The organism is Nocardiopsis salina YIM 90010, assembly GCF_000341025.1.
Taxonomy (GTDB): Bacteria; Actinomycetota; Actinomycetes; order Streptosporangiales; family Streptosporangiaceae; genus Nocardiopsis; species Nocardiopsis salina.
Map to the genome: position 1 here is coordinate 1 of NZ_ANBF01000127.1, position 24891 is coordinate 24891.

At 70.0% G+C, this 24891-nt stretch carries 24 protein-coding genes; 9 read left to right on the forward strand and 15 right to left on the reverse strand.

Translation table 11 applies throughout. The annotated features are described in order from the left end of the window. The 4 genes from D474_RS0114340 to D474_RS0114355 all read right to left on the reverse strand — a co-directional run. On the reverse strand, positions 1 to 1078 hold a 1078-nt coding region (locus D474_RS0114340), incomplete at its 3' end, for a dihydrolipoamide acetyltransferase family protein (RefSeq protein ID WP_017614245.1). A gap of 11 nt (positions 1079 to 1089) precedes the next feature. Then, positions 1090 to 2106 carry an alpha-ketoacid dehydrogenase subunit beta gene (locus tag D474_RS0114345; RefSeq protein WP_017614246.1) on the reverse strand — a complete coding sequence of 339 codons (1017 nt, stop codon included), beginning with the start codon at positions 2104 to 2106 and terminating at the stop codon, positions 1090 to 1092. Between the two features lie 15 nt (positions 2107 to 2121). Further along, on the reverse strand, positions 2122 to 3228 hold the full coding sequence (pdhA, locus tag D474_RS0114350) for a pyruvate dehydrogenase (acetyl-transferring) E1 component subunit alpha (protein ID WP_017614247.1): 1107 nt from the start codon (positions 3226 to 3228) through the stop codon (positions 2122 to 2124). Positions 3229 to 3606: 378 nt separating this feature from the next. Beyond that, the gene (locus tag D474_RS0114355) at positions 3607 to 4284 is read right to left on the reverse strand and encodes a GntR family transcriptional regulator (RefSeq protein ID WP_017614248.1); all 678 of its coding nucleotides are present in this window, start codon (positions 4282 to 4284) and stop codon (positions 3607 to 3609) included. 728 nt (positions 4285 to 5012) lie between these two features. Between D474_RS0114355 and D474_RS0114360 the strand changes: the two genes are divergently transcribed. Further along, on the forward strand, positions 5013 to 5774 hold the full coding sequence (locus tag D474_RS0114360; protein WP_017614249.1) for a phosphatase PAP2 family protein: 762 nt from the start codon (positions 5013 to 5015) through the stop codon (positions 5772 to 5774). A gap of 183 nt (positions 5775 to 5957) precedes the next feature. Next, positions 5958 to 8018 (forward strand): copper-translocating P-type ATPase, encoded by a 2061-nt coding sequence (locus D474_RS0114365; protein WP_017614250.1) that lies wholly within the window; start codon positions 5958 to 5960, stop codon positions 8016 to 8018. 160 nt (positions 8019 to 8178) lie between these two features. On the opposite strand, the gene D474_RS0114370 is transcribed toward D474_RS0114365, so the two are convergent. From D474_RS0114370 to D474_RS32285, 7 genes are all read right to left on the reverse strand, one after another. Continuing rightward, positions 8179 to 8973: a VTC domain-containing protein gene (locus tag D474_RS0114370; RefSeq protein WP_017614251.1), complete on the reverse strand. Its 795-nt coding sequence runs from the start codon at positions 8971 to 8973 to the stop codon at positions 8179 to 8181. After that, positions 8970 to 9578: a DUF4956 domain-containing protein gene (locus tag D474_RS0114375; RefSeq protein WP_051050978.1), complete on the reverse strand. Its 609-nt coding sequence runs from the start codon at positions 9576 to 9578 to the stop codon at positions 8970 to 8972. Before D474_RS0114375 ends, D474_RS0114370 begins: the two co-directional genes overlap by 4 nt. A 126-nt stretch (positions 9579 to 9704) precedes the next feature. Continuing rightward, the gene (locus D474_RS0114380) at positions 9705 to 10364 is read right to left on the reverse strand and encodes a response regulator transcription factor (protein ID WP_017614253.1); all 660 of its coding nucleotides are present in this window, start codon (positions 10362 to 10364) and stop codon (positions 9705 to 9707) included. After that, a complete protein-coding gene (locus D474_RS0114385) occupies positions 10361 to 11974 on the reverse strand; it encodes a sensor histidine kinase (protein ID WP_017614254.1) in 1614 nt (537 codons plus the stop codon). Before D474_RS0114385 ends, D474_RS0114380 begins: the two co-directional genes overlap by 4 nt. Then, a complete protein-coding gene (locus tag D474_RS0114390) occupies positions 11964 to 12335 on the reverse strand; it encodes a hypothetical protein (RefSeq protein WP_017614255.1) in 372 nt (123 codons plus the stop codon). The genes D474_RS0114385 and D474_RS0114390 overlap by 11 nt, the downstream gene beginning before the upstream one ends. A 74-nt stretch (positions 12336 to 12409) precedes the next feature. Continuing rightward, positions 12410 to 13294: a DMT family transporter gene (locus D474_RS0114395; protein ID WP_239647081.1), complete on the reverse strand. Its 885-nt coding sequence runs from the start codon at positions 13292 to 13294 to the stop codon at positions 12410 to 12412. 131 nt (positions 13295 to 13425) lie between these two features. After that, positions 13426 to 13590 carry a hypothetical protein gene (locus tag D474_RS32285; RefSeq protein ID WP_017614257.1) on the reverse strand — a complete coding sequence of 55 codons (165 nt, stop codon included), beginning with the start codon at positions 13588 to 13590 and terminating at the stop codon, positions 13426 to 13428. A 178-nt stretch (positions 13591 to 13768) separates the two neighbouring features. On the opposite strand from D474_RS32285, the gene D474_RS0114405 reads away from it, so the two are divergent. The 6 genes from D474_RS0114405 (at position 13769) to D474_RS0114430 (ending at position 19324) form a co-directional block, all read left to right on the forward strand. Beyond that, positions 13769 to 14761 (forward strand): dihydroxyacetone kinase subunit DhaK, encoded by a 993-nt coding sequence (locus D474_RS0114405; RefSeq protein WP_017614258.1) that lies wholly within the window; start codon positions 13769 to 13771, stop codon positions 14759 to 14761. 38 nt (positions 14762 to 14799) lie between these two features. Next, positions 14800 to 15429 (forward strand): dihydroxyacetone kinase subunit DhaL, encoded by a 630-nt coding sequence (gene dhaL / locus D474_RS0114410; RefSeq protein WP_026118485.1) that lies wholly within the window; start codon positions 14800 to 14802, stop codon positions 15427 to 15429. Positions 15430 to 15550: 121 nt separating this feature from the next. Next, positions 15551 to 16720, forward strand: a complete 1170-nt coding sequence (locus D474_RS0114415; protein WP_017614260.1) for a DUF418 domain-containing protein — start codon at positions 15551 to 15553, stop codon at positions 16718 to 16720. A gap of 94 nt (positions 16721 to 16814) precedes the next feature. Continuing rightward, positions 16815 to 17639, forward strand: a complete 825-nt coding sequence (locus D474_RS0114420; protein ID WP_017614261.1) for a L,D-transpeptidase family protein — start codon at positions 16815 to 16817, stop codon at positions 17637 to 17639. 114 nt (positions 17640 to 17753) lie between these two features. Next, a complete protein-coding gene (locus D474_RS0114425) occupies positions 17754 to 18611 on the forward strand; it encodes a hypothetical protein (RefSeq protein WP_017614262.1) in 858 nt (285 codons plus the stop codon). 389 nt (positions 18612 to 19000) lie between these two features. After that, positions 19001 to 19324, forward strand: coding sequence for a hypothetical protein (locus tag D474_RS0114430; protein WP_017614263.1), 324 nt, complete (start codon positions 19001 to 19003; stop codon positions 19322 to 19324). A 184-nt stretch (positions 19325 to 19508) separates the two neighbouring features. On the opposite strand, the gene D474_RS0114435 is transcribed toward D474_RS0114430, so the two are convergent. The 4 genes from D474_RS0114435 to D474_RS0114450 form a co-directional block, all read right to left on the reverse strand. Beyond that, positions 19509 to 19946 (reverse strand): thioesterase family protein, encoded by a 438-nt coding sequence (locus D474_RS0114435; protein WP_017614264.1) that lies wholly within the window; start codon positions 19944 to 19946, stop codon positions 19509 to 19511. Then, positions 19943 to 20914 carry a 3-hydroxyacyl-CoA dehydrogenase NAD-binding domain-containing protein gene (locus tag D474_RS0114440; protein ID WP_017614265.1) on the reverse strand — a complete coding sequence of 324 codons (972 nt, stop codon included), beginning with the start codon at positions 20912 to 20914 and terminating at the stop codon, positions 19943 to 19945. Before D474_RS0114440 ends, D474_RS0114435 begins: the two co-directional genes overlap by 4 nt. 31 nt (positions 20915 to 20945) lie before the next feature. After that, complete coding sequence (locus tag D474_RS0114445) at positions 20946 to 21848, reverse strand: BKACE family enzyme (protein ID WP_017614266.1); 903 nt, start codon at positions 21846 to 21848, stop codon at positions 20946 to 20948. A 151-nt stretch (positions 21849 to 21999) separates the two neighbouring features. Further along, on the reverse strand, positions 22000 to 22881 hold the full coding sequence (locus tag D474_RS0114450; RefSeq protein ID WP_017614267.1) for a TetR/AcrR family transcriptional regulator: 882 nt from the start codon (positions 22879 to 22881) through the stop codon (positions 22000 to 22002). Between the two features lie 293 nt (positions 22882 to 23174). Here D474_RS0114450 and D474_RS0114455 point away from each other — a divergent pair, with 293 nt between their 5' ends. Continuing rightward, complete coding sequence (locus D474_RS0114455) at positions 23175 to 24761, forward strand: BCCT family transporter (RefSeq protein ID WP_017614268.1); 1587 nt, start codon at positions 23175 to 23177, stop codon at positions 24759 to 24761. Positions 24762 to 24891 lie beyond the last annotated feature (130 nt).

Consider the following 24891-nt stretch of genomic DNA (forward strand, 5'->3'; position numbering starts at 1 on the left):
ACACGCTGAACGTGCCGCCGCTCATCTCCTGCGGCTTGAGCTTGCCGTCACGGGCCTTGCCGGCCAGCTCACGCGTGTTCGTGGCGATGTCCGACAGCGTCGCCTTGTCGGTGTCGTGCAGGACCGGAACGACCAGGCCGGCGTCCACGGCCACGGCGACACCCACGTTGATGCGGTTGTGCTGCAGCAGCTTGTCGTCGACCCAGGAGGCGTTGACGGCCGGGTGCAGCTTCAGTGCCGTCGCGCAGGCCTTGACGATGAGGTCGTTGAAGCTGACCTTCACGCCGGTGTCGGCCAGCTGGCCGTTGATCTGCGAACGGAACGCCTTGAGCGCCTCCGCGTCGATCGTGCGGCGCAGGTAGAAGTGCGGCACGGTCTGCTTGCTCTCGGTCAGGCGGCGCGCGATGACCTTGCGCACGTTGCTGACCTTGAGCTCCTCCGAGTCGCGGCCGTCGTCGAACGACTGGCTCGCGGCCGGGGCGGCGGGCGCCGGCTTGCTCTCCTGCGCGGCGGCCGGGGCCTGCTCCTGGGCGGGCTGACCCTCCTTGGCGGCCGCCTCGATGTCGGCGCGCACGATACGGCCCTTGGGCCCGGAACCCTGGATCGAGTTGATGTCCAGGCCGTACTCCTTGGCCAGGCGCCGGGCCAGCGGCGAGGTGCGCGGGCGCTCGGCCGGGCCGGACCCGCTCGGGGCCGGGGCCGCCTCGGTCTCCGCCTTGCCCTCGGCCGGCTCCTCGGCCTCGGCCTCCTCGGCCTTCTCCTCGGACGAGCCGGTCTCCTCGGTCTCCTCGGCCTCCTCGGAGGGCGCGGCGCCGCCGCCGGACTCCTCGGGCACAGCGTCCGGGGAGTCGCCCAGGATGCCGATGACCTCACCGATCGGGACGGTGTCGCCCTCGGAGACGTTCTGCTTGATCAGGTAGCCGTCGTCGAAGGCCTCGTACTCCATGACGGCCTTGTCGGTCTCGATCTCGAGCAGCACGTCACCGGATTCGACCTTGTCGCCGACCTTCTTGACCCAGCTGCTGATGACGCCTTCCTCCATGGTGTCGGAGAGGCGCGGCATGTGGATCTCGCTCATTGGTACTCCCTCTACCCGACCCGTTTGCCGACGGCGCTCAGGGTCTCCTTGATGGCGGTGCTGATCGACTCCACGCCCGGCAGCGCGGCGGTCTCCAGCGGCTTGGCGTACGGCATGGGCACCTCGGCCATGGCGACCCGGCGCACCGGGGCGTCCAGGTAGTCGAAGGCGCCCTCCTGGATCGACGCGGCGATCTCGGCACCGATGCCGTAGGTCAGCCAGTCGTCCTCGCAGATCACCGCGGAACCGGTCTTCTTCACCGAGTCCACGAAGGTCTGGCGGTCGAGGGGGCGGAGGCTGCGCAGGTCGACGACCTCGACGCTGATGTCCTCCTCTTCCTGCAGCTTCTCGGCGACCTGGTTGGCCACAGTCGCCATGCGGGAGTAACCGATGAGGGTGATGTCGGAGCCCTCGCGTGCGACCCCGGCGCGGCCGATGGTGGCGACGTCGTCGTTCTCGGCCTCGGCGTAGTCGTCGGGGACCTCGCCCTTGGAGTTGTACAGGCCCAGGTTCTCCAGGAACAGCACCGGGTCGTCGTCACGGATGGCCGCGCGCAGCATCGAGGAGGCCTCGGCAGGTGTGCTGGGCGCCATCACCTTGAGGCCGGGGATGAAGGAGTAGAACAGCTCGATGTTCTGCGAGTGGGTCGCACCGAGCTGCTGTCCGCCGCCGCCCGGGGTGCGGATGACCATCGGCACGCTGGTCTGGCCGCCGAACATGCCGTAGATCTTGGCGGCGTGGTTGATGATCTGGTCGATCGCGATGAGCGAGAAGTTGATCGTCATCAGCTCGACGACCGGGCGCAGACCGAGCATGGCCGAACCGACGGCCGCGCCGACGAAGCCCTCCTCGGCGATGGGGGTGTCGCGCACCCGCTTGGGGCCGAACTCGTTGAGCAGGCCCTCGGTGATCTTGTAGGAGCCCTCGAAGAGACCGATCTCCTCGCCGATGACGTAGACGTTGTCGTCACGGACCATCTCGGCGCGGAGCGTGTCCCGTAGAGCCTGGCGATAAGTGATCACAGACATGTGTTGTTCTCTCTCCTAGTCCGCGAACACCGGGTCGGCCGGCATGCGCCGCGACTCGTTGGGCACCGGGGTGGCGTACGTGTAGTCGAAGAGCGTGGAGACGTCCGGGTGGGGGCTGTTCTCCGCGAAGTCGGCGGCCTCGGCGACACGCTCCTTGACGGAGGCGGCGATCTCCTCGCGGCCCTCCTCACTGAGCACGTCGGCCTTGGTGAGCTGATCGCCGAAGATCGCGACCGGGTCGTTCTCCTTGGCCCGGGCCTCGTCCTTCTGCTCCTGCGTGCGGTACTTGGCCGGGTCCACGACGGAGTGGCCCTTCATGCGGTAGCTCCAGGCCTCCAGCAGGAACGGCGTCTGCTCCTCGCGGGCACGCTCGACCAGCCGGGTGGCGGCGTCGCGCACGGCCAGGACGTCGCGGCCGTCGACGCGCTCGCCCTCGATGCGGAACGCGGAGCCGCGCTTGTACAGATCGGGCTCGGCGGAGGACATGTCGACGGTGGTGCCCATGCCGGTGAAGTTGTTGACCACAACGAACACGATCGGCAGGTTCCAGAGCTTGGCGATGTTGAGCGTCTCGTGCCAGGCGCCGATGTTGGTGGTGCCGTCGCCCATCTGGCACATAACGACGTCGTCGGTCTCCCGGTAGGAGACGGCGAGCGCCGCACCGGCGGCCAGGGGCAGCTGCCCGCCGACGATGCCGTATCCGCCGAGCATCCGGGTCTCGGTGTCGTACATGTGCATGGAGCCGCCCCACCCCTTGGCGACACCGTCCTTGCGGCCGTAGAGCTCGGCCATGACCCGCTTGGGGTCCATGCCCTTCTCGATGGCGTAACCGTGGTCGCGGTAGTTGGTGTAGAGGTAGTCGGTCTCTCGCAGGGCCGACATCAGGCCGACGACGGTGGCTTCCTCGCCGAGGTTGAGGTGGCAGTAACCACCGATCCTGGCCTGTGTGTAGGCCTGGGAGGTGCGCTCCTCGAACCGCCGGATGAACAGCATCCGCCGGTAGAGGTCGAGGAGGGCGTCTGGGTTCTCGTTGGCGATGCCGGAGGTGTCCTTGCGGCTGTTGCGCCGCCGGGACCCGGAGGCCTTGGCGGAGCCGCCCTTCGGCTTGGCCGTGTCAGCCATGGTGTGCCTTTCTTCGTACGAGAAGACCTGGTGCCCCGTCCTGTGGGCCGGGGGGGCCAGGTTCGCCGTGGCCCGCGGTCGTACGTGGCCGTGGCGTGTGCCGCCGCCTGGCTCAGATGGAGGCGGCACGATGTGGCTGGTGCGGGCACGCGCCGTGGGAACCGTGGCCGGTGTCTTCCCCGACGCGGCGAGCGCGGGCCGGTGTGCTCTTGTCTCGACCGGACCCGTGACCGCATTGCTTCCCGGTCTCCGGTGCCCTATTCAGTGTGACGTGTGTCGCGCACACTCTAATGACTGATCGATGATCGATCAATACGAGTTTACGACAGATGCCCGATTTTCAGGTGACCGGGCAGGTCAGCGGGTGGGTGTCTCAGGTCACTGCGCCTTCTCCGTGGAGCGCATGGCCGCCTCGACGTAGTTGAGGACGTGGTCGCTGAGCATCTGTCCGACCTCCGGGTCGCGGTTCCGGAAGGCCTCGGCGATCTGGGCGTGATCGACCGCCTTGGCGTGCAGCTCCATGTCGAGCCAGCGCACGGACAGAGCGGTCCACACCTCCACGCCCAACGACTCCCAGGTGTGCATGAGCACGCTGTTGTCGGCGGCGCGCACGACCTCGCGGTGGAACTCCACGCTGTGCCGGATCTGCTCGGCGACGTCACCGCGCGCCGTCGCGCACTGCAGTGCTTCGACCTCGCGCTCGAGCGGGGCGGGGTCGGTGGCGAGGGTGCCGGCGGCCAACTGTGCCGCGACCAGCTCTAGACCGGCGCGGACGGGGTAGATCTCCGCCATGTCCTGCACACCGAAGGCGCGTACACGTGCGCCCTTGTTCGGCACGGTCTCGATGAGGCGCAGGGTCTCCAGCTCCCGGAGGGCCTCACGGACCGGTGCCTGGCTGACCTTGAGCTCCGTGGCCACACGGCGTTCGACGATGCGCTCACCCGGTTTCCACCGGCCGGACAGCAACCCCTCGACCAGAACCTGCCGGATCTGCTCCCGCAACGGCTCTCGGGCCAGTTTCGAGGGGTCCTCCGGCAACTGTGGGAGGTCGACCATCCAGGTCCCTTCCGTCGCTCGGTCCGCCCGCGGTCGACGCGGGGGCCGGTTGGGTGAGTGTCGTACAAGCTCTCTGAAGACTGCCACACGGCGGTGTGGTGAAGAGACGTCCGGGTGTACTGCGCTCACGAAAGCATCACGGAAAGGTATCGTGGTGGTCAACATGGTGCCGTGGTGCGGTGCTTCCCGGTCCGCCCGCGGAGGGTGGCGGGCGGGGTGTGGCGCACGACGCCGCCCCGGAGCGGAGGGTCCGGGTAGTCTCGACTGTCGGCAATATCCACACAATGCCGTGCGAAATGTGATCAACGCTACGGCGATGCAACAGGCGAGAACGCCTTGAGCTGCGCGTACGGCACGACAGGTGTGCCAGGTGCGCACGCGGGCGCGACTCGGCACCAGAGAAGGCCTCGGAGGGGCAGGGCGACGGGGAGTCACGAACGACGTGAACCTGTCGCCGGGTCCGGCCGTCGAAGAAGAGGGAACGGGTGTTCGGCCCGCATTCCAGCGCAGTCGGCCACCCCGAGGACGTCAGACCAGGATCGAAAGCCGCGGCCAGCCCGTCCCCCACACGCTTGCGCCACAGGCCAGCCCACGACGTGTGAGACAGCACCGAGTACATGACGCATTCTTCGCGGACCCGACATTCGCGGTCCCCACAAACCAGCCGACCACGTGACGGGGCCAGACGCCGCCCCGCCCCGGGGCCCTACAGCGGACCCATCCCGGTCGTGCGGACCAATGAGTTCGCACCCGGGCCCCCGATCGTGCGCACGGTCAAGTGGCCCAGCGTCAGCGAGATCGCGTGGGGCATGGCCTCGGACCGCATCGCGATCGTCCTGGCCGTGGGGCTCATCGTCATGACCATGCTGGCCGCCGGGCCGCTCCACCCGGTCGACCACTTCCTGAACAGCTTCGAGCGGCCACTGTGGGACCACGTGCGCGAGCCGCTCATCTACTCCCTGGACAACCTGGCGTCGCGTTACAGCGCGCTGCCGGTCCTGGGGGTGGTGGCGCTCCAGCTGGCGTACTGGCACCGCAGTTGGCGACCGATCGTTCTCGGCGCGGTCGGCGTCGTGGGCATGATGTCGCTCGTGTCGATGATGAAGCTGGCCATCAACCGGGGCCACGCCAAGTACGGGGTGGCGGAGTTCTTCTCCGGGCCCGGCAACGTGGCGTTCCCGTCGGGGCACGGTGCGAACGCCATCCTCATCTACGGGTTGGTTCTGTTCCTCATCATCCGGTTCGGAGCGGCTCGGCCGCACGTGATCCGGTGTCTGGCGTACGCGATCGTGGTCATCGCCCTGATCCAGTCGATGGTCTCGATCTACCTGCAGTTCCACTGGTTCTCCGACCTGGCCACCGGGATGGTCGCCGGCGGTCTGGCGCTGCGGTTGACCATCCGGCTGGACCGGATGATCCCGCACGGGCGGACCGTGGAGTGGTGGCCCTGGTACGGGCGCAGACCGGAGAACGAGCTCATCGAGAACTGACACGTGACGTAGCAGTGGTGCCCGTCCGGCCCCAGGGCCGGGCGGGCACTTCTCTGTGTTCGGGGCTTGTGGATGGAATACCCCATGGGGGTATATTGCTTCAGGTGGCGGCGCGCCGGACCAGGTCGACGTCCGCTCGCCGGATACCCCCTATGGGTACATTGACGCCGGAGGGAGACACCCATGAGCGCAGGCGAACACGGGACACACCAGGCCCACGACCACGGAGAACACGGGGGTGCCGACCACTCGGGGCACGGGGGCCACGGGCACGGAGGGCACGGGGACCACGCCGCGATTTTCCGCGTGCGGTTCTGGTGGAGCCTCGTGCTCGCCCTGCCGGTGGTCCTCACCAGCCACATGATCGCCGGGTGGCTGGGCTACGAGGTGCCCGGCTCCCTCGAGTGGGTGCCGCCGGTGCTGGGCACCGTGGTCTACCTCTACGGCGGTTGGCCGTTCCTCGCCGGAGTGTGGCCCGAGGTCAAGGACCGCAGGCCCGGGATGATGACCCTGGTCGCGATGGCCATCACGGTCGCGTTCGGCTCCAGCCTCCTCGCGAGCTTCGGGGTCGTCGGAATGCAGCTCGACTTCTGGTGGGAGCTCGTCCTGCTGGTGGTCGTCATGCTCCTCGGCCACTGGCTCGAGATGCGCGCTCTCGGGCAGGCCTCCGGGGCCCTGGAAGCGCTCGCCGCGCTCCTGCCCGACCGGGCCGAACGCCTCGGCGACGACGGTGAGGCCACCGAGGTCGCCGTCGCCGACCTGCAGCTGGGCGACACCGTCCTGGTGCGCTCCGGCGGCCGTGTCCCCGCCGACGGCACCGTCGTCAGCGGGCGCGCCGCCTTCGACGAATCCATGATCACCGGCGAGTCCACCACCGTCACCCGCACCGACGGCGATCGCGTCGTCGCCGGGACCGTGGCCACAGACTCCACCGTGCGTGTGCGCATCGACGCCGTCGGCGAGGACACGACCCTCGCCGGGATCCAGCGGCTGGTGAGCGAGGCCCAGAGTTCACGCTCCCGTTCCCAGGCCCTGGCGGACCGCGCCGCGGCGCTCCTGTTCTGGTTCGCGCTCGGCGCCGCCGTCATCACCTCGATCGTGTGGACCTCACTCGGGGAGGCCGGGTCGGCCGTCGAACGCACCGTCACCGTGCTCGTCATCGCCTGCCCCCACGCCCTCGGGCTCGCGATCCCGCTGGTGATAGCGATCTCCACGACCATGTCCGCGCGCAACGGGATCCTGGTCAAGGACCGTCTGGCGCTCGAACGCACGCGCCTCGTGGACACCGTGCTCTTCGACAAGACGGGAACCCTCACCAAGGGGGCCCCGGCCGTCAACGGCACCGCCGCCGTCGGTGGCCACACCGAGGACGCCGTACTCGCCCTGGCAGGGGCGGTCGAGTCCGATTCCGAGCATCCGCTGGCCCGGGCAGTGTTCCGCGCCGCGGGTGAGGCCGGCGACGTCCCGCGGGCGAGCGGTTTCCGGTCCCTGACCGGACGCGGGGTGAGCGCGACCGTCGACGGGCGCACCGTGCATGTCGGCGGCCCGTCCCTGCTGGAGTCGATGGGTGTGACCGAACCCGCCGACCTCGTCGAACGCACCGACACCTGGCGCTCGCAGGGCTCCACCGTGCTGCACGTCGTCGACGACGGTGCGGTCGTGGGTGCTCTGGCGCTTGCCGACGAGGTGCGCCCCGAATCGGCCTCCGCCGTCCAGCAGCTCCAGGAACAGGGGGTGCGAGTGGCCATGGTCACCGGCGACGCCCGCAACGTCGCCGACGCCGTCGCTGCCCGCCTGGGCCTGGACGAGGTCTTCGCGCAAGTTCTGCCCGACCAGAAGGACGCCGTCGTCCGCGACCTGCAGGAACGTGGGAACCGGGTCGCGATGGTCGGCGACGGGGTCAACGACGCGCCCGCCCTGGCCCGCGCCGACATCGGTATTGCGATCGGCGCAGGAACGGACGTGGCCATCGAGTCCGCCGGGGTGGTGCTGGCCTCCGACGACCCGCGCGGGGTCCTGTCTGTGCGCACCCTGTCCCGGGCGGGCTACCGGAAGATGGTGCAGAACCTCGTCTGGGCGGCGGGGTACAACATCGCCGCGGTGCCGCTGGCAGCGGGTGTGCTCGCCCCGATCGGGTTCGTGCTCGCGCCCGCTGTCGGTGCGGTGCTCATGAGCATGTCCACGATCATCGTGGCGCTCAATGCCCAGCTGCTGCGCCGGGTGGACCTGCGTCCTGGCGATTGACCGGAGCCGCTCGCGCGTGAGCGGCCGCACAGCGGGAAGACCGTTGCCGTCGCGGGGCGCCCTTCGTGGCGGGAGGCGTTCTCCGCGTCCGGGCCACCGTCCCGATCGGATACGGGACGGTGGTCCTCCTGCGTGCCGGGCCTGCGGCGTGAACCGGGTTTCACGTGAAACACGCGGCGGGGCTCCGTTCGGCCGGTCCGGCCGGTTCCAGGCAGGAGGCGGCGGCCCGTGCCCACCGGTTCCCGCGCATCCGAGGTTCGAGCGCGGCCACGGTCGCCGCGTATTTGCTGAACGAGATCTCCCGGAACCCGTGTGCGTGCAGACGGCGTTCGGTCGAGGTGAGCCCGTCGCGGGTCTTGACCTCCAGAAGCACCACCCCGGGGCGCATCCGCACCTCGCGGCCGCCCCTGCGCCCCACCAGCTCCGTGTCCAGGGTCAATCGCTCGGTGCCGGAGAGCGTGACCAGGGTGGTGCGCCGGTAGTCGGTGACGGCTGTCGGCGCCACCGTCTCCGGGGCTCCCAGCCCGTACTCACCCAGCGTCTTGTCGAGGAAGGCCCGGGAGGTGCGGGGCAGCACGTGGGTCGGTCCCTCGTGGTCGACCCGGACCTTGTCCGTCAGACCCCGCACCCCCTTGAGCTTGAGCTCGAACAACCGGGTGTCGGTGTCGACGTAGGAGCGTACGCGCGCCTTGTAGCGGCGGCGCCGCCCCTGCCGGTGATCGCGGAAGGTGCGCAGGTCGGGTGTGTCGAAGTAGGTGGAGGAGTAACGGAAGGAGCTCGCGCCGCCGATGGTGAGCACCCCGAGTTCCTCGCCGTTCTCGGCCAGGATCGCGGGCAGGGCCCGGGCGGGGACCAGGTACTTTCGGCAGACCCGGGTGACCAGGGAAGCGCGGGTGTTGATCTCGTCGAGGGAGAGCGGGGTGGGGGAGAGGTCCCCGAGCAGTCCGGTGTTCATCGACCGCCCATCCAGGCCGGGAGCGAGAGGGGCAGGGTGGCGCCGGTCGCGGGCGCCGGCGTGGAGCGGGGTTCCTGGTAGCGGGCATCCACCACCATCAGGTCGCGAACGTAGTCGACCTCCATGACGAGCACGTGTTGGACCTTGCCGCGCAGCCGGCGTTCCAGCTCCTGGCGCAGCGCCTCTCCGTCCTCGATCACCACGTCGAGGGTCACGACCCGGCGCCGTGACCGCGAAAGCAGGCCGGGGTGGTCGGCCACGTACATCACGCCGAGCATGAGGACGTTCAGGCCCAGCATCGTCCAGGGTGCGGTCGCGGCCACCGCGTTGATGAGGCCGAGGGCGATCGCGGTGAAGTAGTAGCCGATCTCGCCCTGGCTGATCGTGTCCGACCGCAGCCGCAGGATCGACAACACGCCGAACAGGCCGAACCCGACGGCGAGGCCGACCTCCTTCGCGGTCAGCATCGCCACGACGGAGAAGATGCCCACGTTCAGGGCGACGTAGGCGAGTACGAGGTCCCGCCGACCGTGGCGCCGGAAGTACAGGACGTAGGACAGAACGAAGATCGCGGTCAGGTCGACCGCCAGAGCGAACCAGATCATGACCACCATCCTGCGAACGCCCGGTGAGTGGCCCATGAGCTCCACATGAGAGGACCTTCATCTTTTCCGGGCGGTCTTGTCACCTGCGTCATCGGCCGGGGTCGGAGGGGATTCCGGCCGCGTTCCTCACCCGGTGAGGCGGTAGCCCATGCCGCGCACGGTGCGGATGCGATCGGCCCCGACCTTGCGCCGCAGCGCCCGCACGAACACGTCCACCACGTTCGAACCCGGGTCGTGGTCGTAACCCCACACGTGCGAGAGCATCTGCTGGCGCGAGAGCACCTGGCCCTCGTGCCGCATGAGCAGTTCCAGCAGCGCGAACTCGCGTGCGGTCAGGTCCACCGTCCGCTCCTGTACGGATACCCGGCGGGTGCGCAGGTCGAGGGAGAGCCCGCCCGCTTCGATCACGGTCAGGTCGGTGGTGCGCTCGGTACGCATACGCAGGCGTACACGCGCGAGGAGCTCCTCGAACCGGAACGGTTTGGTGACGTAGTCGTCCGCGCCGATCTCCAGGCCCGTCACCGTGTCGTGCACGCCGTCGCGGGCGGTCAGGATCACCACGGGCACGTCCGCGCGCAGCGACCGGATCCGGCGCAGCACGTCGAAACCGTCAGTGTCGGGCAGCCCGAGATCGAGCAGCACCAGGTCGAAACCGCCGGTGACGGTGTAGTCGACCGCCTCCGCCCCGGTGCCCACCACGGTCGTGATGAACCCGCTGGCGGTCAGGCCCTTGCGGACGAACGAGGCGATGCGCTCCTCGTCCTCCACGATGAGGATGCGGCTCACACGTGCTCCCTTCCGGACGGGTTGGTGTCGGGCACGACCAGGGTGAACGTCGAACCGGCCCCGGGCGCCGAACGCAGGTCCACGCGCCCGTGGTGGGCCTCGGCGATGGCACGGACGATGGCGAGACCCAGACCCGCGCCGCGTTCGGCCCGGGGTGTGCCGCCACCGCGGGAGAACCGCTGGAAGATGCGGCCCTGCTCGGCGTGGGGGATCCCGGGGCCGTCGTCGGTGATCCAGAACAGCGCGCCGCCCTGGTGCACGGTCGACCCGATACGGATTGTGCCGCCCGGCTGCGTGTGGCGCACCGCGTTGGCGGCGAGCTGCACCATCGCCTGGGTGATGCGCTGCGGGTCCAGGTGCCAGGTGGCGTCGCCGATCGCTTCCAGGCGCCAGTCGCGGTCGCCCAGGCCGCGGACCTTGGCGTCGATGTCGCTGGTCAGCTCCGCCAACGAGACCGTGGCCGGGTGGACGAAGTCGGGCTGCTGGGCCTTGGCGAGCAGTAGGAGGTCCTCGACGATCCGGCCCATTCGGTCGAGTTCGTCGGTGACGAGCCGCACGACCTCGCGGCGTTCCTCGGGGTCGTCGCCCATGAGCTCGAGGTGTCCGCGCACGATCGTGATGGGGGTGCGCAGCTCGTGCCCGGCGTCGTCGACGAACCGGCGCTGCTCGGTGAAGGCGCCCTCCAGGCGGTCGAGCATGCTGTTGAACTGCTCGGCGAGGGCGGCGATGTCGTCGCGTCCCCCGGTCACGTCGATGCGCCGGGTGAGGTCCTCCTCGGTGATCTGCGCCGCCGCCTGTTGTACTTGACGGGCCGGGTGCAGGATGCGACCGGCGACCCACCAGGCGGCAGTTGCCGCGCACACCAGGCCGAGCAGGCTGACCAACATGACCGTGGCCATGGTCGAGGTGACGGTCTCCCGGTCCTCGGCGGTGAAGTAACCGATGACGAACCAGCCCGCGGAACCGTCCTGGCCGTCCGGCGGATGCACGCGGATCTTCTCCCACTCGACCGGGCCCTCCTCTGTGTCGAGGTTGCCTCGGGCATCGGGGGAGTCCAGGATCTGTCCAGCCGCATCGGGGTCGGCCGACAGGTCCAGCGGTGGTTCGGAACCCTGTCGGAACCGCCCCGAGTCGGTCTCCGTGCCAGGTGCGCTGCCGCCGCCCGGGACCGCCGAGGGCTCGTCGACCCAGCCGAACAGGATCTCCTGTTCGTCGGGGTACTGGCGTTCCAGGTGCACCCGCATGAGCTCGCCGACGTCGGTGAAGTCGTTGCCGGTCTCGGGGTCGGTGCCGACCGCTGCGAACTCCTCGAACTCGCCGATCTCCTGCGACAGGGCCTGGTCGACCCGTTCGTCGGTGCGCGAGGTCAGGGCACTCCACGTGACGAGGTTGACGAGCACCAGCACGAGCCCCATGAGGGAAGCCACCCACACGGTGATCACCAGACGCGCCGAGACCCGGCGGCGCTGCGGAGGCTCCGGCATGGGCTCGCGCATGACGACGGTCGGGTACAGGAGCGTGTGCCCCGAACCCCGGCCGACCGCGGCGGCCCGGTGCGAGCCGAGGTGCTCGGTGGTGGCCTCGGTACCGCGCGATCTGTCAGTCGTCATCGTCGTCCTCGTCGCAGTCGTCGTCCCCGTCGTCGTCCTCGTCGGCACAGTCGTCGTCACCGCCCGTGCCGGGTGGCGGTGCCTGAGGTGGTGTGCTCGGGGACGGTGTCGGGCTCGGCTCGGCCTCGCGCGCCTCCTCCTCGTCTCGAACCCCGTCGCCGTCGCGGTCCACGACCGGGGGCGGCGGTGCCACGGAGTCCTCCTCCGTGGGTGGGGCCGGTGCGGTCTCAGGTGACTCGCCGACCACGACCTCCACGGGCGGGGAGACCCGGGCCTCCCCGTCCCACAGGAACCACAGCAGGACCCCGGTGGCCAGTACGGCCAGGGCCCCGGCGACGACGAGGACGACGTGTGATCTCATGACCGGAATCCTTTCCGACCGAGAAGCACACAGGATGAAGCGCACATGAGGAACACTTCATTTTCGCTGGTCCGTCAAGGGACGGACGCAGCTTCCGGTTCGGTTCCGGGCTCGGAGCGGCGGGGTTGCGGGGTGTCGCCGACTGTGAGGAGACGGGTTCCGTACGCGGCGCCGATCCCGCACACCACGGCGACCGCAATGCCGATCCATCCGCCCGCGTAGGCCTCACCCATGAAGGTGACCCCGACCACGGATGCCGCGATCGGGTTGACCAGGGTCGTGATGCCGAGCGGGGCGCCCAGGTCCATGCCCTGGTAGGCGCCCTGGGCCAGGAACAGGCCGGAGACCGCGATGGCTGCGGTGGCCGGGAGCGACGGGTCCAGCAGTCCGGCCCAACCCTGATCCGGTACCACCAGAACGGCGGTCTTGGCGGTGGCGGCCGAGACCCCGAACGCCACCCCGGCCCCGGCCGACAGAAGGTAACAGCGCCACGCCGCGGAGGCGAACCGGTGCGATGCCCACGCTGTCGTGGACAGCAGCGCGGCGGTGCCTGCGGACAGCACCAAGGTGTCGGCGGGGTCGAGCACCCCGCCCTCACCCGAGGTGACCGTCACTGCGAGCAGCAGCCCGAGGGCGATCACGGTCAGCCCCGCCCCGCGCCACTCGCGGCGGGTGACCCGGCGTCCGCCCAACCGCGCCGACCACGGGACCCCGATGACCAGGGTCAGCACACCCAGCGGCTGCACGACCGTCAGCGGGGCGAAGGCGACCGATGCAACTTGGAAGACCGCACGTCCCGCGTTGAAGACGATCGAGATCCACCACAGCGGGTGCCGCAACAACGCAGCCAGACGGCCCTCGCTCTGTCCGGTCAGGCGGACGGCGAGCCTGCGCTGGGCCACTGCCGCCGCCGCGTAGGAGACACAGGACAGGACACCGAAGAAGACACCGATCCACATCGCCCAAGCCATATCGGGTGGGAGGGACCGGCCGATCCGTCCGGTTCGTCCCGAGCACGTCTCGTCACCGGATCGGTATCAACCGGGCGCGTGGCGGTGAGAGGGTTCGGAGGTCACGGTTGCGCGGTGCCCTACCGGTACAGGCCCGCCACCGCCGTCTCCATGTCCGCGCCCGGATCGCGTGAACGCAACCCGTCGAGCCCGCCGTCGAAGGCCACGGCTCCGTGGTCGATGACCACGACCACCCCGATGCGGCGGGCCAGGGTGGTGCGGCGGCGGGGTTCGCCGTTGTCCACAGGCTGTGCACGGCGTCTTGCCGCGGGGGCCCTTGCCCGGGAACCTCGTAGGCACCGCTCTCTCCCGGCCGAGGCGCATCTCTCCGGTGGAGCGCGGGGCGGGACACCGGCCGGGGGACTGGGTATGCCACCCGGATGTCCGGGCCACCGAGGCCACGAACCAGGAGGGAGGCGCCGGATGGGCGGTCACGTCATGAACGCGCGGGAGAATTTGGTGCGGCAGGCGTTGGAAGGGCTGGAGGTCTCCGACGGCGACCTCGTCCGCCTCCACCGCGATCCGGACTTCGTCACCCGCGCCGACCCGGCACGGGACAAGGTCGCGCTGGTCTCGGGCGGGGGCTCGGGGCACGAGCCGCTGCACACCGGGTTCGTCGGACGCGGCATGCTCGACGCCGCCGTGCCCGGGGACGTCTTCGCCAGCCCCAACGCCCTGCAGGTGCGCGCCGCGATCGAGGCGGCCGACACCGGGCGCGGCACCGTCCTGGTCATCAAGAACTACACGGGCGACGTGCTGAACTTCAACATCGCTGCCGATCTGCTGTCGAAGACCCACACCGTCGAGACCGTGCTGGTCGACGACGACCTCGCCACCCGCAGCGAGGACGAGGGCGGGCCCGGACGGCGCGGGACCGCCGCGGTCGTGGTCACCGAAAAGGTGTGCGGGGCGGCGGCCGAGGCCGGTGCGCCCGTCGAACGCGTCCGCGATCTGGGCCGGGAGGTCGTGTCCCGCTCGGCCACGCTCGGGATGTCCTTCCAGGCGCCCGTCAACCCGCTCACCGGGCTGCGCTCGTTCGAGCTGGAGGAGGGCGAGATCGAGTTCGGTGTGGGCATCCACGGCGAGCGCGGGATCGAGACACGTCCGGCCGCTGAGGCCGCCGACCTCGTGGAGAGCCTGACCTCCCCGCTCGTGGAATCGCTCGGTCTCGGCCGCGGCGCACCGGTGCTGGCCGTGGTCAACGGGCTCGGCGCCACACACGGCCTCGAACTGTCGGTGGCCGCGCTCGAGCTGCGCCGCTGTCTGGAGGGGCAGGGCCTGCGACTCGAACGCACCCTGGTCGGCCCCTACGTGACCTCGCTCGACATGAAGGGCGTCTCCATCACACTCACCGCCCTGAACGACGAGCTGGCCGAACTCTGGGACGCACCGGTGCTCACGACGGCGCTGCGTTGATCCACGACGGGCTGATCCACGACGGGAAGAGGGAGCACATGACCGACACAGGTGACGCCGCCCGGCTGAGCGGACCGGACACGAAGGCCTGGTTCCTCGCCTTCGCCGACCGGATCTCCCGGGGCGCCGACGACCTCACCGACCTCGACCGCAGGGCCGGCGACGGCGATTTCGGCTGGAACATCGACACCTCCCTCGGGCGTGCGCGCTCGGCCCTGGACGGTATCGACGCCGCCCACCCGGCCGAGGTATTCAAGACGGTCTCCGACACCTTCCTCGCCTCGGGCGGCACCAGCGGGCCCCTGTTCGGGCTCTGGTTCGGCCGGGTGGCCCACGGTCCAGAGGCACCCTGGACCGTCGCCGACCTGGCCTCGGTCTTCGACACCGCAACGGCCGCGGTCCAGCGGCTGGGCGGCGCGCAGGTCGGTCAGAAGACCATGGTCGACGCGATGGTCCCGGCCGTGCAGGCGCTGGCCGGCAGTGCAACGGACGGGTGGCGCGAAGCGCTGGGCGAGGCCGCCGAGGCCGCCCACGCCGGTGCCGAGAGCACCGGCGGGATGGTCGCCCGCAAGGGACGCGCCAGCTACCTGGGCGAACGCGCAGCCGATGTGGTCGACCCCGGTGCGCTGTCCATCGCCTGGTTCTTCGCGAGCGCAGCCGACGTGTGACCGCGTGAGCCCGGCGCGGACCTGGCTGGTCGGAGGACCCGCCCCGACCGATCGGCCGATCCGTGTCCGGGCCCGCCCGCGGCAGTCTGGTCCTGACCGACCCACGATCCGAGGAGACCAGATGTCCACACCGGACGCCCGGGCACGGAAGGAACGTGTACTCGCTCCCGACCTCGCGCGCGGGTTCATGCTGCTGCTCATCGCCATGGCCTACGCAGGCGTGTACGCGGGTGTCGGATTCGGCACCGACGCCTCGGGGGAGGGGGCGCTCGATCGCACCGCCTCGGCCCTGACCCACCTGTTCCTCGACAACCGCGCCTTCCCGATGTTCGCGATCCTGTTCGGGTACGGGATGGCGTGGATGGTGAGCCGCCAGGCCGACCGGGGGACCGGCCACCGTGAGATCCGGCGCCTGCTGCGCCGCCGCGGCTGGTTCCTGCTGCTCTTCGGGTTCGTGCACGCACTGTTCGTCTTCCCCGGGGAGATCCTCACCTCCTACGGCCTGGCGGCCCTGGTCACCGGGTGGCTGCTGCTGAGGTCGAACCGGGCCATTGTGCGGGCTGCCGTGGTGTTCGCGGTCTTCTACGCGGTCACCGTGCCGCTCTTCACGATCGGTGGGCAGCTCGGCATGGAGATGGAGGGTGCCGAGGAGTCCTTCGCGGTCCCGGGCTACCTCACGCCGATGGACTGGTTCGAGCGGCTGTTCGGCCTGCCTTTCGGACCCGTGTTCATCGGTGTGGCCTACCCGCTGTTCCTGCTGGTCCTGCTCGGGTACCGGGCCGGACGCGCCCGCATCCTGGACGACCCCCGGGCGCACCGTCCGCTCCTGGTGCGCATCGCCGTCGTCGGCGTCGCGGTGTCGGTGGCCGGCGCGGTTCCGTCGGCGCTCATGGCGCTCGGTGTTCTCGCCCCGGGCGTGGTCGAAGGAGGTCTGCTGCTCGCCCTGCAGGTGCTGACCGGGGTGTTCGGCGGCGCCGGGTACGCGGCGGCCTTCACTCTGCTCGCGCTCCGGTTGGAACGCCGCAAGGGCGCCGCCACCCGGGCCGTCGCCGCGATGGGGGAGCGGTCGCTGACCTTCTACATCCTCAACTCGGTGCTGGTCGCCGTGGTCCTGCACCCCGACCTGGTGGGGCTCGGAACCACCGTGGGCGGGTTCGGTGCGCTGGTCGCCGCCGCCCTGGCCTGGTGCGTGTCCCTGGCACTGGCGTCCTGGCTCGGAAGTACCGGGCGGCCCGGGCCGCTGGACGCGCTCATGCGCAGGTGCGTGTACGGGGGACGGGCGCTGAGCTGAGGGCCGGTGGCCGGGCGCCGCGCGCGTGGGTGGTGCGGCACCCGGCGGCACGGATTCCGTCCCGGGGGCGCGCGGATCCCGCCTTCGGGGCACAATGGTGGACATGGCTACCCCTCTGTCATCCCCCGTACGGATCCCCGACAGGTTCTCCGCCAGGTCCGCCCTGATCGCCGTGGCCACCGCCGGTGTCCTGGCGGTCGGCACGGCTCTGGTACCCGCACCCGCCACCGCAGCGCCTGCCCCCGCGACCGCCGCGGTCCCTTCCGCGCCCGCTTCCTCGGCCCCGGCCGTGTCGCAGGCGCCCGCCGAGACCGGTATCACCGAGGAGCTGCGCTCCGGTGACAGCGGCGACCAGGTCGAGGCGCTCCAGGAGCGCCTGGCCGAGCTCGGGTACTGGATCGACGGTGCCGACGGCGAGTTCGGCCTGCACACCGAGCACGCCGTGATCGCGCTCCAGAAGGCGGCCGGCCTCGACCGTGACGGGATTGTGGGCCCCGCCACCCTCGAGGCCCTCGAGGACGGCGTGGTGCCCTCGGCCACCACGTCCGAGGGTGCGGTCGTGGAGATCGACCTCGACAACCAACTGCTCCTGGTCGTCTCCGACGGCGAGGTGCAGCGCACCATCCACACCTCCACCGGTTCCGGCGAGCCCTACGAGGGCGACGACGGGAGCGAGCGTGTGGCGACCACGCCCACGGGCACCTACGACGTCTTCCGCGAGGTCGACGCCTGGGACCCGGGCCCCTACGGCTCGCTGTACAAGCCCAAGTACTTCAACGGCGGCATCGCGGTGCACGGCTACCCGAGCGTGCCCGCCGAACCCGCCTCCAAGGGCTGCGCCCGGGTGAGCCTGGCCGCGATGGACTGGCTCTGGGAGAACGGACACCTGGACATCCACGCCACCGTCGTCGTGCACTGACCGCACCGACACCCAGGGGCCGGGGGCATCGCCCCCGGCCCCGCGTGCATGCGGGGGCCTGCGGCAGGATGAACCCGACGGGCGGAGCCGCCGCCCGCGGGGAAGGGATGTGCCGTGCCGTTCCGTATCGCGACCCGGCCCGGGAGCAGCGACCGGGAGAACGAGGACTTCGCCGCCGCCACCGACCGCACCGCCGTCCTCCTCGACGGTGTGAGCGGTCGGCCCGGCAATGGGTGCGTGCACGGCGTGGCCTGGTACACCAGACGGCTCGGGGGACTGCTGCTCGCAGCGGCAGACGCCGGGTCCGGGCCCGCGGCAGACGACGGATCGGAACCCGGATCTCCGCTCCGAGAGGCCCTGGCCGGGGCTGTCGAGCAGGCTTCCTCCCTGCACGCCGAGACCTGCGACCTCACCCGGCAGGAGAGCCCCTCGGCCACCGCCGTCGTGGTCCGGGTCCACGGGGACCGGCTCGAGTACCTGGTGCTCTCCGACTCCGTGCTGGTCGTGACCGGATCCGGGGGCGCACGCTTGTTCGCGGAGACCCGCCTGGACGACTTGCGTGCCGAGCTGGCCCGGGCCCCTTACGAGACCGAACCGGGAACACCCGCCCGCGTGGAAGAAGAAGACCGGCGCCGCCACGAGATCCGGGCCCACCGCAATGTCGACGGGGGTTTCTGGACGGCCGGCTCCGACCCCCGCGCGGCCGACGCGGCCCTGGCCGGTTCAGTCCCGATCGAGGGGGTATGCGGGTTCGTGGCGATGACCGACGGGGCCTCTCGTGCCGTCGACGTGTTCGGCGCCCACGACTGGGACTCCGCGGCCGGCATGGCGCTCGGCCGCAGCCCACGCGCCCTGATCGACCAGGTCAGGTCCTTGGAGTCCGCCGACCCGGACGGGCTGCGGTTCCCCCGTGGCAAACGCAGCGACGACGCGACCGTGGTGACCTGGCAACCGGATTCCGGTCAAGGATGAAAAACAGTTTCGGTCGGTCAGTTATGGCGCCCTGAGAGCGTGATCTGAACAAAAGTCCGCCCGAGCGGGGACAGCGGAGCTGGAGGAGTACCCCCCGGACGTTTTTCCCGGTCGCTGCGCCGTCACACGCAGAACAGCGTCGGCGCCGAACATGAAATGTGCGCGTTCCCCCTCTCGTTGGGGGCGGGGATGCCCGTGCCCCGGAGGTAGGAAGCTTTCGCGGGTCTGAAACGTCCGGTAGATTCCACTCAGGACGAACAGCCGGGGATCTTCTGCACCCGGCCCGGTCCACCCCGCTCCAGGCGATCTTCTCGCCCCGGTGCCCCCTGCCCGGAACATCGGAGGGCACCACCGAAACCCGAAGCAGTTTCGCGAAGGGAGCCTCACCTTTGTCCCCCACGGGCGTCCTCGAACCGACCGGGCCCAACCGATCCCTGGCCTCGGTGGCCCGTCCCGACCCCCTGCACGCGCGCACACCCGCCGAGTTCACGCTCATCATGCGGCGCTGCCTCGCCTGGGCCGGAGGCCCCACGTACCAGGAGCTGGAGTACCGCAGCGGAGGCACGGTCAGTGCGTCTGCCTTCCATGCCGCGCTCGAGAGCGAGCGACTGCCCCGCTACGTCATGCTGTTGGCCTTCATCACCGCCTGCGTGGGCGAGGACGAGGCCGAGTGCCAGCGCTGGATCGCGGCCTGGCGTGCCCTGCGCCGCTAGGGCCTGTTCGACCAACACCGGCCCACACCGTCACCCGCCACCACCCTCGACCGACGCCTTACGGCGCAGTGGTCGGTCGAGGTGACGGAAGGCGTCCACCGAACAGACCCTGGACGGACGACCAGCTCGCGAGCTGACCGCCCCCTCCGCCCATCGGGCGCAGGGCAGCTGCAGACCATACGGCTCAGCCGGAGATGGAATGCCCGGCGTACTCCGGCGCCTGCTCCAGCTCGGCCGCGATGCGTTCGGCGACCTGGTCGGGGAAGGCCACGGCCCGCCCCTGTTCCTGGTCGACGTGCAGAGCCAGGATCTCCTCGGTCGCCACCAAGGTGCCGTCCACCCGCATCTCGTGGCACAGGCGCAGCTTCTTCGCGCCCGCGCCCACGACCAGGGTCGACACCTGCAGCTCCGCGTCGGCGCCCACCTCGTCGAGGTACCGCACGTGCGCCTCCACCGTGTACAGCGAGCACCCGGATGCCTCGCGGTACTCGGGCCCCAGCCCGACGTGCTCCATGAGCGCGTCCGTGGCGTAACCGAAGACGAACACGTACCCGCCCTCGGTCAGGTGGCCGTTGTAATCGATCCACTCCGGGCGCACCCGTTCGCTCAGGGTCGTGCTCATGCCCGCCCCTCCTCGCGCTCGACCTCCTCGAGCGCGCGCATGATCGCGATCATGCGGCGGTCGCGCTGGGCGATGAGCTCGGCAGTGGAACGCCCGTCCACGACCTCGTCGGTCTGCTCCACCATCCGGTCCCGCAGCTCGGGGGTGAGCTCGGGCGCTTCCAGGCGGGTCCAAGGGGCCTTCAGGGACGGGCCGAAATGGTCGAGCATGTGTGCCATGCCGCCCTCGCCACCGGCCAGGTGGAACGTGGTGCACGGACCGTGGAAGGCCCACCGCAGGCCCGGCCCGTCGGTCATGGCCTGGTCGATCTGCGCCACGGTCGCCTCACCCTCGGCGACCATGTGCAGCGCCTCGCGCCACGCGGCCTCCTGGATCCGGTTGCCGATGAAACCGGGAAGCTCCTGGTCCATCGTGATGACGGATTTGCCGGCCAGGCGGTAGAACTCCGAGGCCCACTCCACGGCCCACTGCTCGCTCTTCTCACCGCCCACGACCTCGACAAGCGGAACCAGGTACGGCGGGTTGAACGGGTGCCCGACGACCAGGCGCGACGGGTCGGCCGCCTTCACCTGCATTTCGGACATGCTGTATCCGGACGTGGAAGAGCCCACCACGACCCCCTCCGGGAGGGCCGCGTCGATCTCCGCCAGCAGGTCGGCCTTGAGGTCCAGGCGCTCGGGTGCACTCTCCTGCACGAAGTCGGCGTCGGCGACCGCTCCGGCCAGCGTCGGGGCGACCGTCAGGTTTTCGGTCGAGGCGCCCTCGGCCAGGCCGAGCCGCTCGAGCGCCGGCCAGGCGGAGTCCACCAGCGAACGCAGTTTCTGCTCGGCGTCGGGTGCCGGGTCCCAGGCCACCACCTGGTAACCGCGGCCGAGGAAGTGGGCGACCCAGCCCCCGCCGATCACGCCGGCGCCGATGCAGGCGACCGTGCGCACGGACTCGGGGGAGGTCTTGGCGATCTGTGTCATGTCGGGCCTCTCGGGGTGCGTCGGTCGCGGATCAGGCGTTCAGGCTGCGCAGGTTCAGCTGCTTGCGCGCCTCGTCGGGGGTGGCCACGCGGGCGCCGAGCTGCTCGATGATGTTCACGGCCTTCTCGGTGAGCTGGCCGTTGGTGGCCTTCACGCCCTTGCTGAGGTAGAGGTTGTCCTCCAGACCCACGCGGGCGTGGCCGCCCATGAGCACGGACTGCGCCAGCCACGGCATCTGCTTGCGGCCGATCGAGAAGCTGGCCCACTGGGCGCCCTCGGGCAGCATGTTCACCATCGACTGCAGCACCGCAGGGTCGGACGGGGCGCCGTAGGGGATGCCCGTGCACAGCTGGAACAGCGACGGGTCGTCGATGAGCCCCTCGGCGTGCATCGTCTTGGCGAACCACAGCTGGCCGGTGTCGAAGATCTCCAGCTCGGGTCGCACACCCAGCTCCTGGATGCGCTCGGCGCCGGCGCGCAGCATGTCCGGCGTGGAGATGTAGACGCTGCTGCCGTCGCCGAAGTTGAGGGTTCCGCAGTCGAGGGTGCAGATGTCGGGGAGGATCTGCTCGACGTGCGGCAGGCGGTCGAGACCGTTGACCAGGTCGGTGCCCTCCTCGAACTTCAGCGGGTCGTCCTGCCCGATGACCAGGTCGCCGCCCATGCCGGCGGTCAGGTTGATGACCACGTCGATGCCCGTCTGGCGGATGCGGTCGACGACCTCGCGGTAGAGGGCGTTGTCGCGCGAGGGGGCGCCGGTCTCGGGGTCGCGCACGTGGATGTGCACCACGCTCGCGCCGGCCTCGGCCGCCTCCACGGCCGAGGCCGCGATCTGTGCGGGCGTCACGGGCACGTGCTCGCTGCGCCCCACGGTGTCGCCGGCCCCTGTCAGGGCCGTGGTGAGGATGACGTTCTGGTTCAGGGTGTCGCTCACGACGGATCTCGCCTTTCTCTGGGCGTGGCTGATCGCCCCCGGGCGGGTCCCCGCCGGGGTCGTGGTCTGGGAGTGTCGGGTGTGTCGGGCGGTCGCGCTGGGGCAGACCGGAACTGTTCCGGGACCGAGCAGGTCCCGTTCCGGTCCGGCTTCAGTCCCGCTCCAGGAACTCGCGCTCGATGAGTTCGTGCAGTGTGCGCCGCATGTGCTCGACGGAGCGCCCGGGCATCCCGGTCATGACCTGAATGCCCATGCCGTCGATCAGTGCGGTCAGCCGTTTGGTCATCTCCTCGGCGCCCTCGTCGGCGAAGACCCCGGTCTCGATGCCCTCGGTGAGGGTGCGGGCGATGGTCTCGTGCCAGCGGCGGTAGGAGTCCGCGTGGATCTCGCGCATCTCGGGGTCGAGCGCCGCTGAGGTCCACACCTGCATCCAGATCGACCACTCGAGCTGGAGCCGCTCCGAGGCGGGCAGCTGGAGCTCGATCAGGCTGAGCAGGCGCTCGTGTGCGTCCTCGATCTCGTGGAGCCCGGCGACCTGGCGGTCGAAGGCCTGCTTGACCGAGTGGCGCAACGCCTCCTCGAGCAGGTGGTTGAGGGTCGGGAAGTGGTAGTGCACGGTCGCGCTGGAGGTCCCGCACGCCCGGGCGACCTGGGCCACCCGCACCGAGTGGAACCCGCGCTCGGCGATGAGCGTCCAGGCGGCCTCGATGATCTGCAGTCTTCGGTTGTGTTCTTTCACGGCCAGGGGACGGTCGGCTGCGCCCGCCGGACGCGCCACCGCTGTGTCCCGCGGTGCCGCCGCCACCGTGACCGCGTCGTCGTCGCCGTTGAGCAGCCAGTTCACGGTCACGCCGGCCTCGTGGGCGATGGCCGCGAGTTCCTCCGGGGTGAACCTCCGCCGACCCGTCAGGGACTTGGACAGTTTGGTGGGGTCGATGCCGAGCCGGTCCGCGAACTCCCGCTGGGAGATCCCCGATCTGTGGATCGCCGTGCGGGCCCTGTCGCGCACATCGTCGGTTGCTTCGCCGTTCACGGCAGCGAACGTAGCAGGGCCGTAGCGATTATCGCAACGGAAGTGGTTTGCCGCTTCGTTATGAACGGCGCACCACGGGGGTGTTGCGATGGCTCAACCCCTGGAACTGGGGGATTTTCTCCGTGTCCGGATCTTGACCGTCCACTCAGGATCGCAACGATGCGATGGCTGACTGGTTGATTAGTCAAGCGCAAGGGAGTAGCACTGGGGAAGTTGTGACCCCGGCGTCGGAGGTGACTTGAGTCATCCGTTGGAACATCGATCCCAAAGTCTTCTGGCCATCGCTGATCCTCGTGGTCGGCTTCACCGCACCGTTCGTTCTCGCCCCGGAGATGGGTGAACGGGTACTCGGGAGCGTGTTATCGCGACTCGAGTCCGACTTCGGTTGGGTCTACATCTGGTTCGTCCTGGGCCTGGCCGCCCTGCTGGTGTGGCTCGCATGCAGCCGCTTCGGCAACATCAAGATGGGCAAGCCGGAGGACCGGCCCGAGTTCTCCACCCCCACCTGGCTCGCCATGCTCTTCACCGCTGCGATCGGCGGCGGCCTCATGTACTGGGGCATCATCGAGTGGGCGCACTACTTCACCGAGCCGCCCTACGGGCTCGAGCCCCGCGGCACCGAAGCAGCGGAGTGGGCGTCCACCTACCCGCTGTTCCACTGGGGCCTGACCGCCTGGGCGGTCTTCTGCGTCGCCTCCCTCGCGCTCGCCTACGCGTACCACGTGCGCAAGGTCCGCCGGCTGCGGCTCAGCGAGGCCTGCCGCGGCGTCCTCGGCGACCGCGTCGACGGTTGGGCGGGCCACCTCATCGACGTCCTCTTCGTCCTCGGCATGATCGGTGCCGCCGGTACCTCGCTCGGACTGGCCGTGCCCGCGATCTCCGAGGGCGCTTCCCGCATGCTCGGGGTCGAGGCGACCGCAGGCCTGAACGCCGTGGTCATCGGCCTCTGGACCCTGCTGTTCGGCGTCAGTGTCTTCTTCGGTCTGCACCACGGCCTCAAGAGACTGGCCAACCTCAACCTGTACCTTGCCGCCGCCCTGGGGCTGCTCGTCCTCGTCGTGGGGCCGGCGGTGTTCATTCTGGACACCTTCACCAACAGCGTCGGCATGCTCGCGCAGAACATCGTGCGCATGAGCACTTACATGGATCCGATCGGCGGTTCCGGGTTCGAGGAGGCCTGGACGGTCTTCTACTGGGGCTGGTGGATCTCCTACGGCCCGTTCGTCGGCATGTTCTGCGCGAAGATCTCCAAGGGCCGCACCGTGCGGCAGATCATCATCGGCATGTGCGGGTTCGGCAGCCTCGGCTGCTGGCTGGCCTTCTCGTTGCTGGGCAACTCCGGTATGGCCTTCGAGCTGCAGGGCACCGCACCGATCGCTGACACCCTGGAAGCGGAAGGCGCTGTACCCGCGATCTTCGCGACGCTGGAGGCGTTCCCGCTCAGCGGTCTCATCACGGCCCTGTTCCTGGCGCTGCTGCTGATCTTCCTGGCCACGACGCTGGACTCGGCCTCCTACATCATGGGTTCGGCCACCTCCAAGGATCTGCCCAACGAGACCGAGCCGGCTCGTGCCAACCGCGTGCTGTGGGCCATGCTCCTGGCCGTGGTCGCGGTGTCGGTGATGTCGGCCGGTGGCACGGACGCGTTGCAGACCCTGTCGGTCGTGACGGCGTTCCCGTTGATCGCCGTGCTGACCCTGGTCGCGATCTCCCTGGTGCGCTGGCTGCGCGAGCACGAACGGACCACGGCCGTGGTGGCCGCGAGCGCCACACAGGCCCACGACCCCGAGGCCGAGGACCCGGGGATCACCGCCTCCGGGCACAGCGGAGCCCCGGACGACGACGGTCGCGGCCGGCCCCCGGCCGAGCCTGTCGGCTGACTCACACCCCCCCGCCGCCGGGTGCGCCCGGAACCGGAGGGCGTCGGACCGCGGTCCGACGCCCTCCGGTCGTGTGCGGGGGCGATCGCCTCTTCCCGGGCATCTATACATCGCGAGTATACTTCGTGTG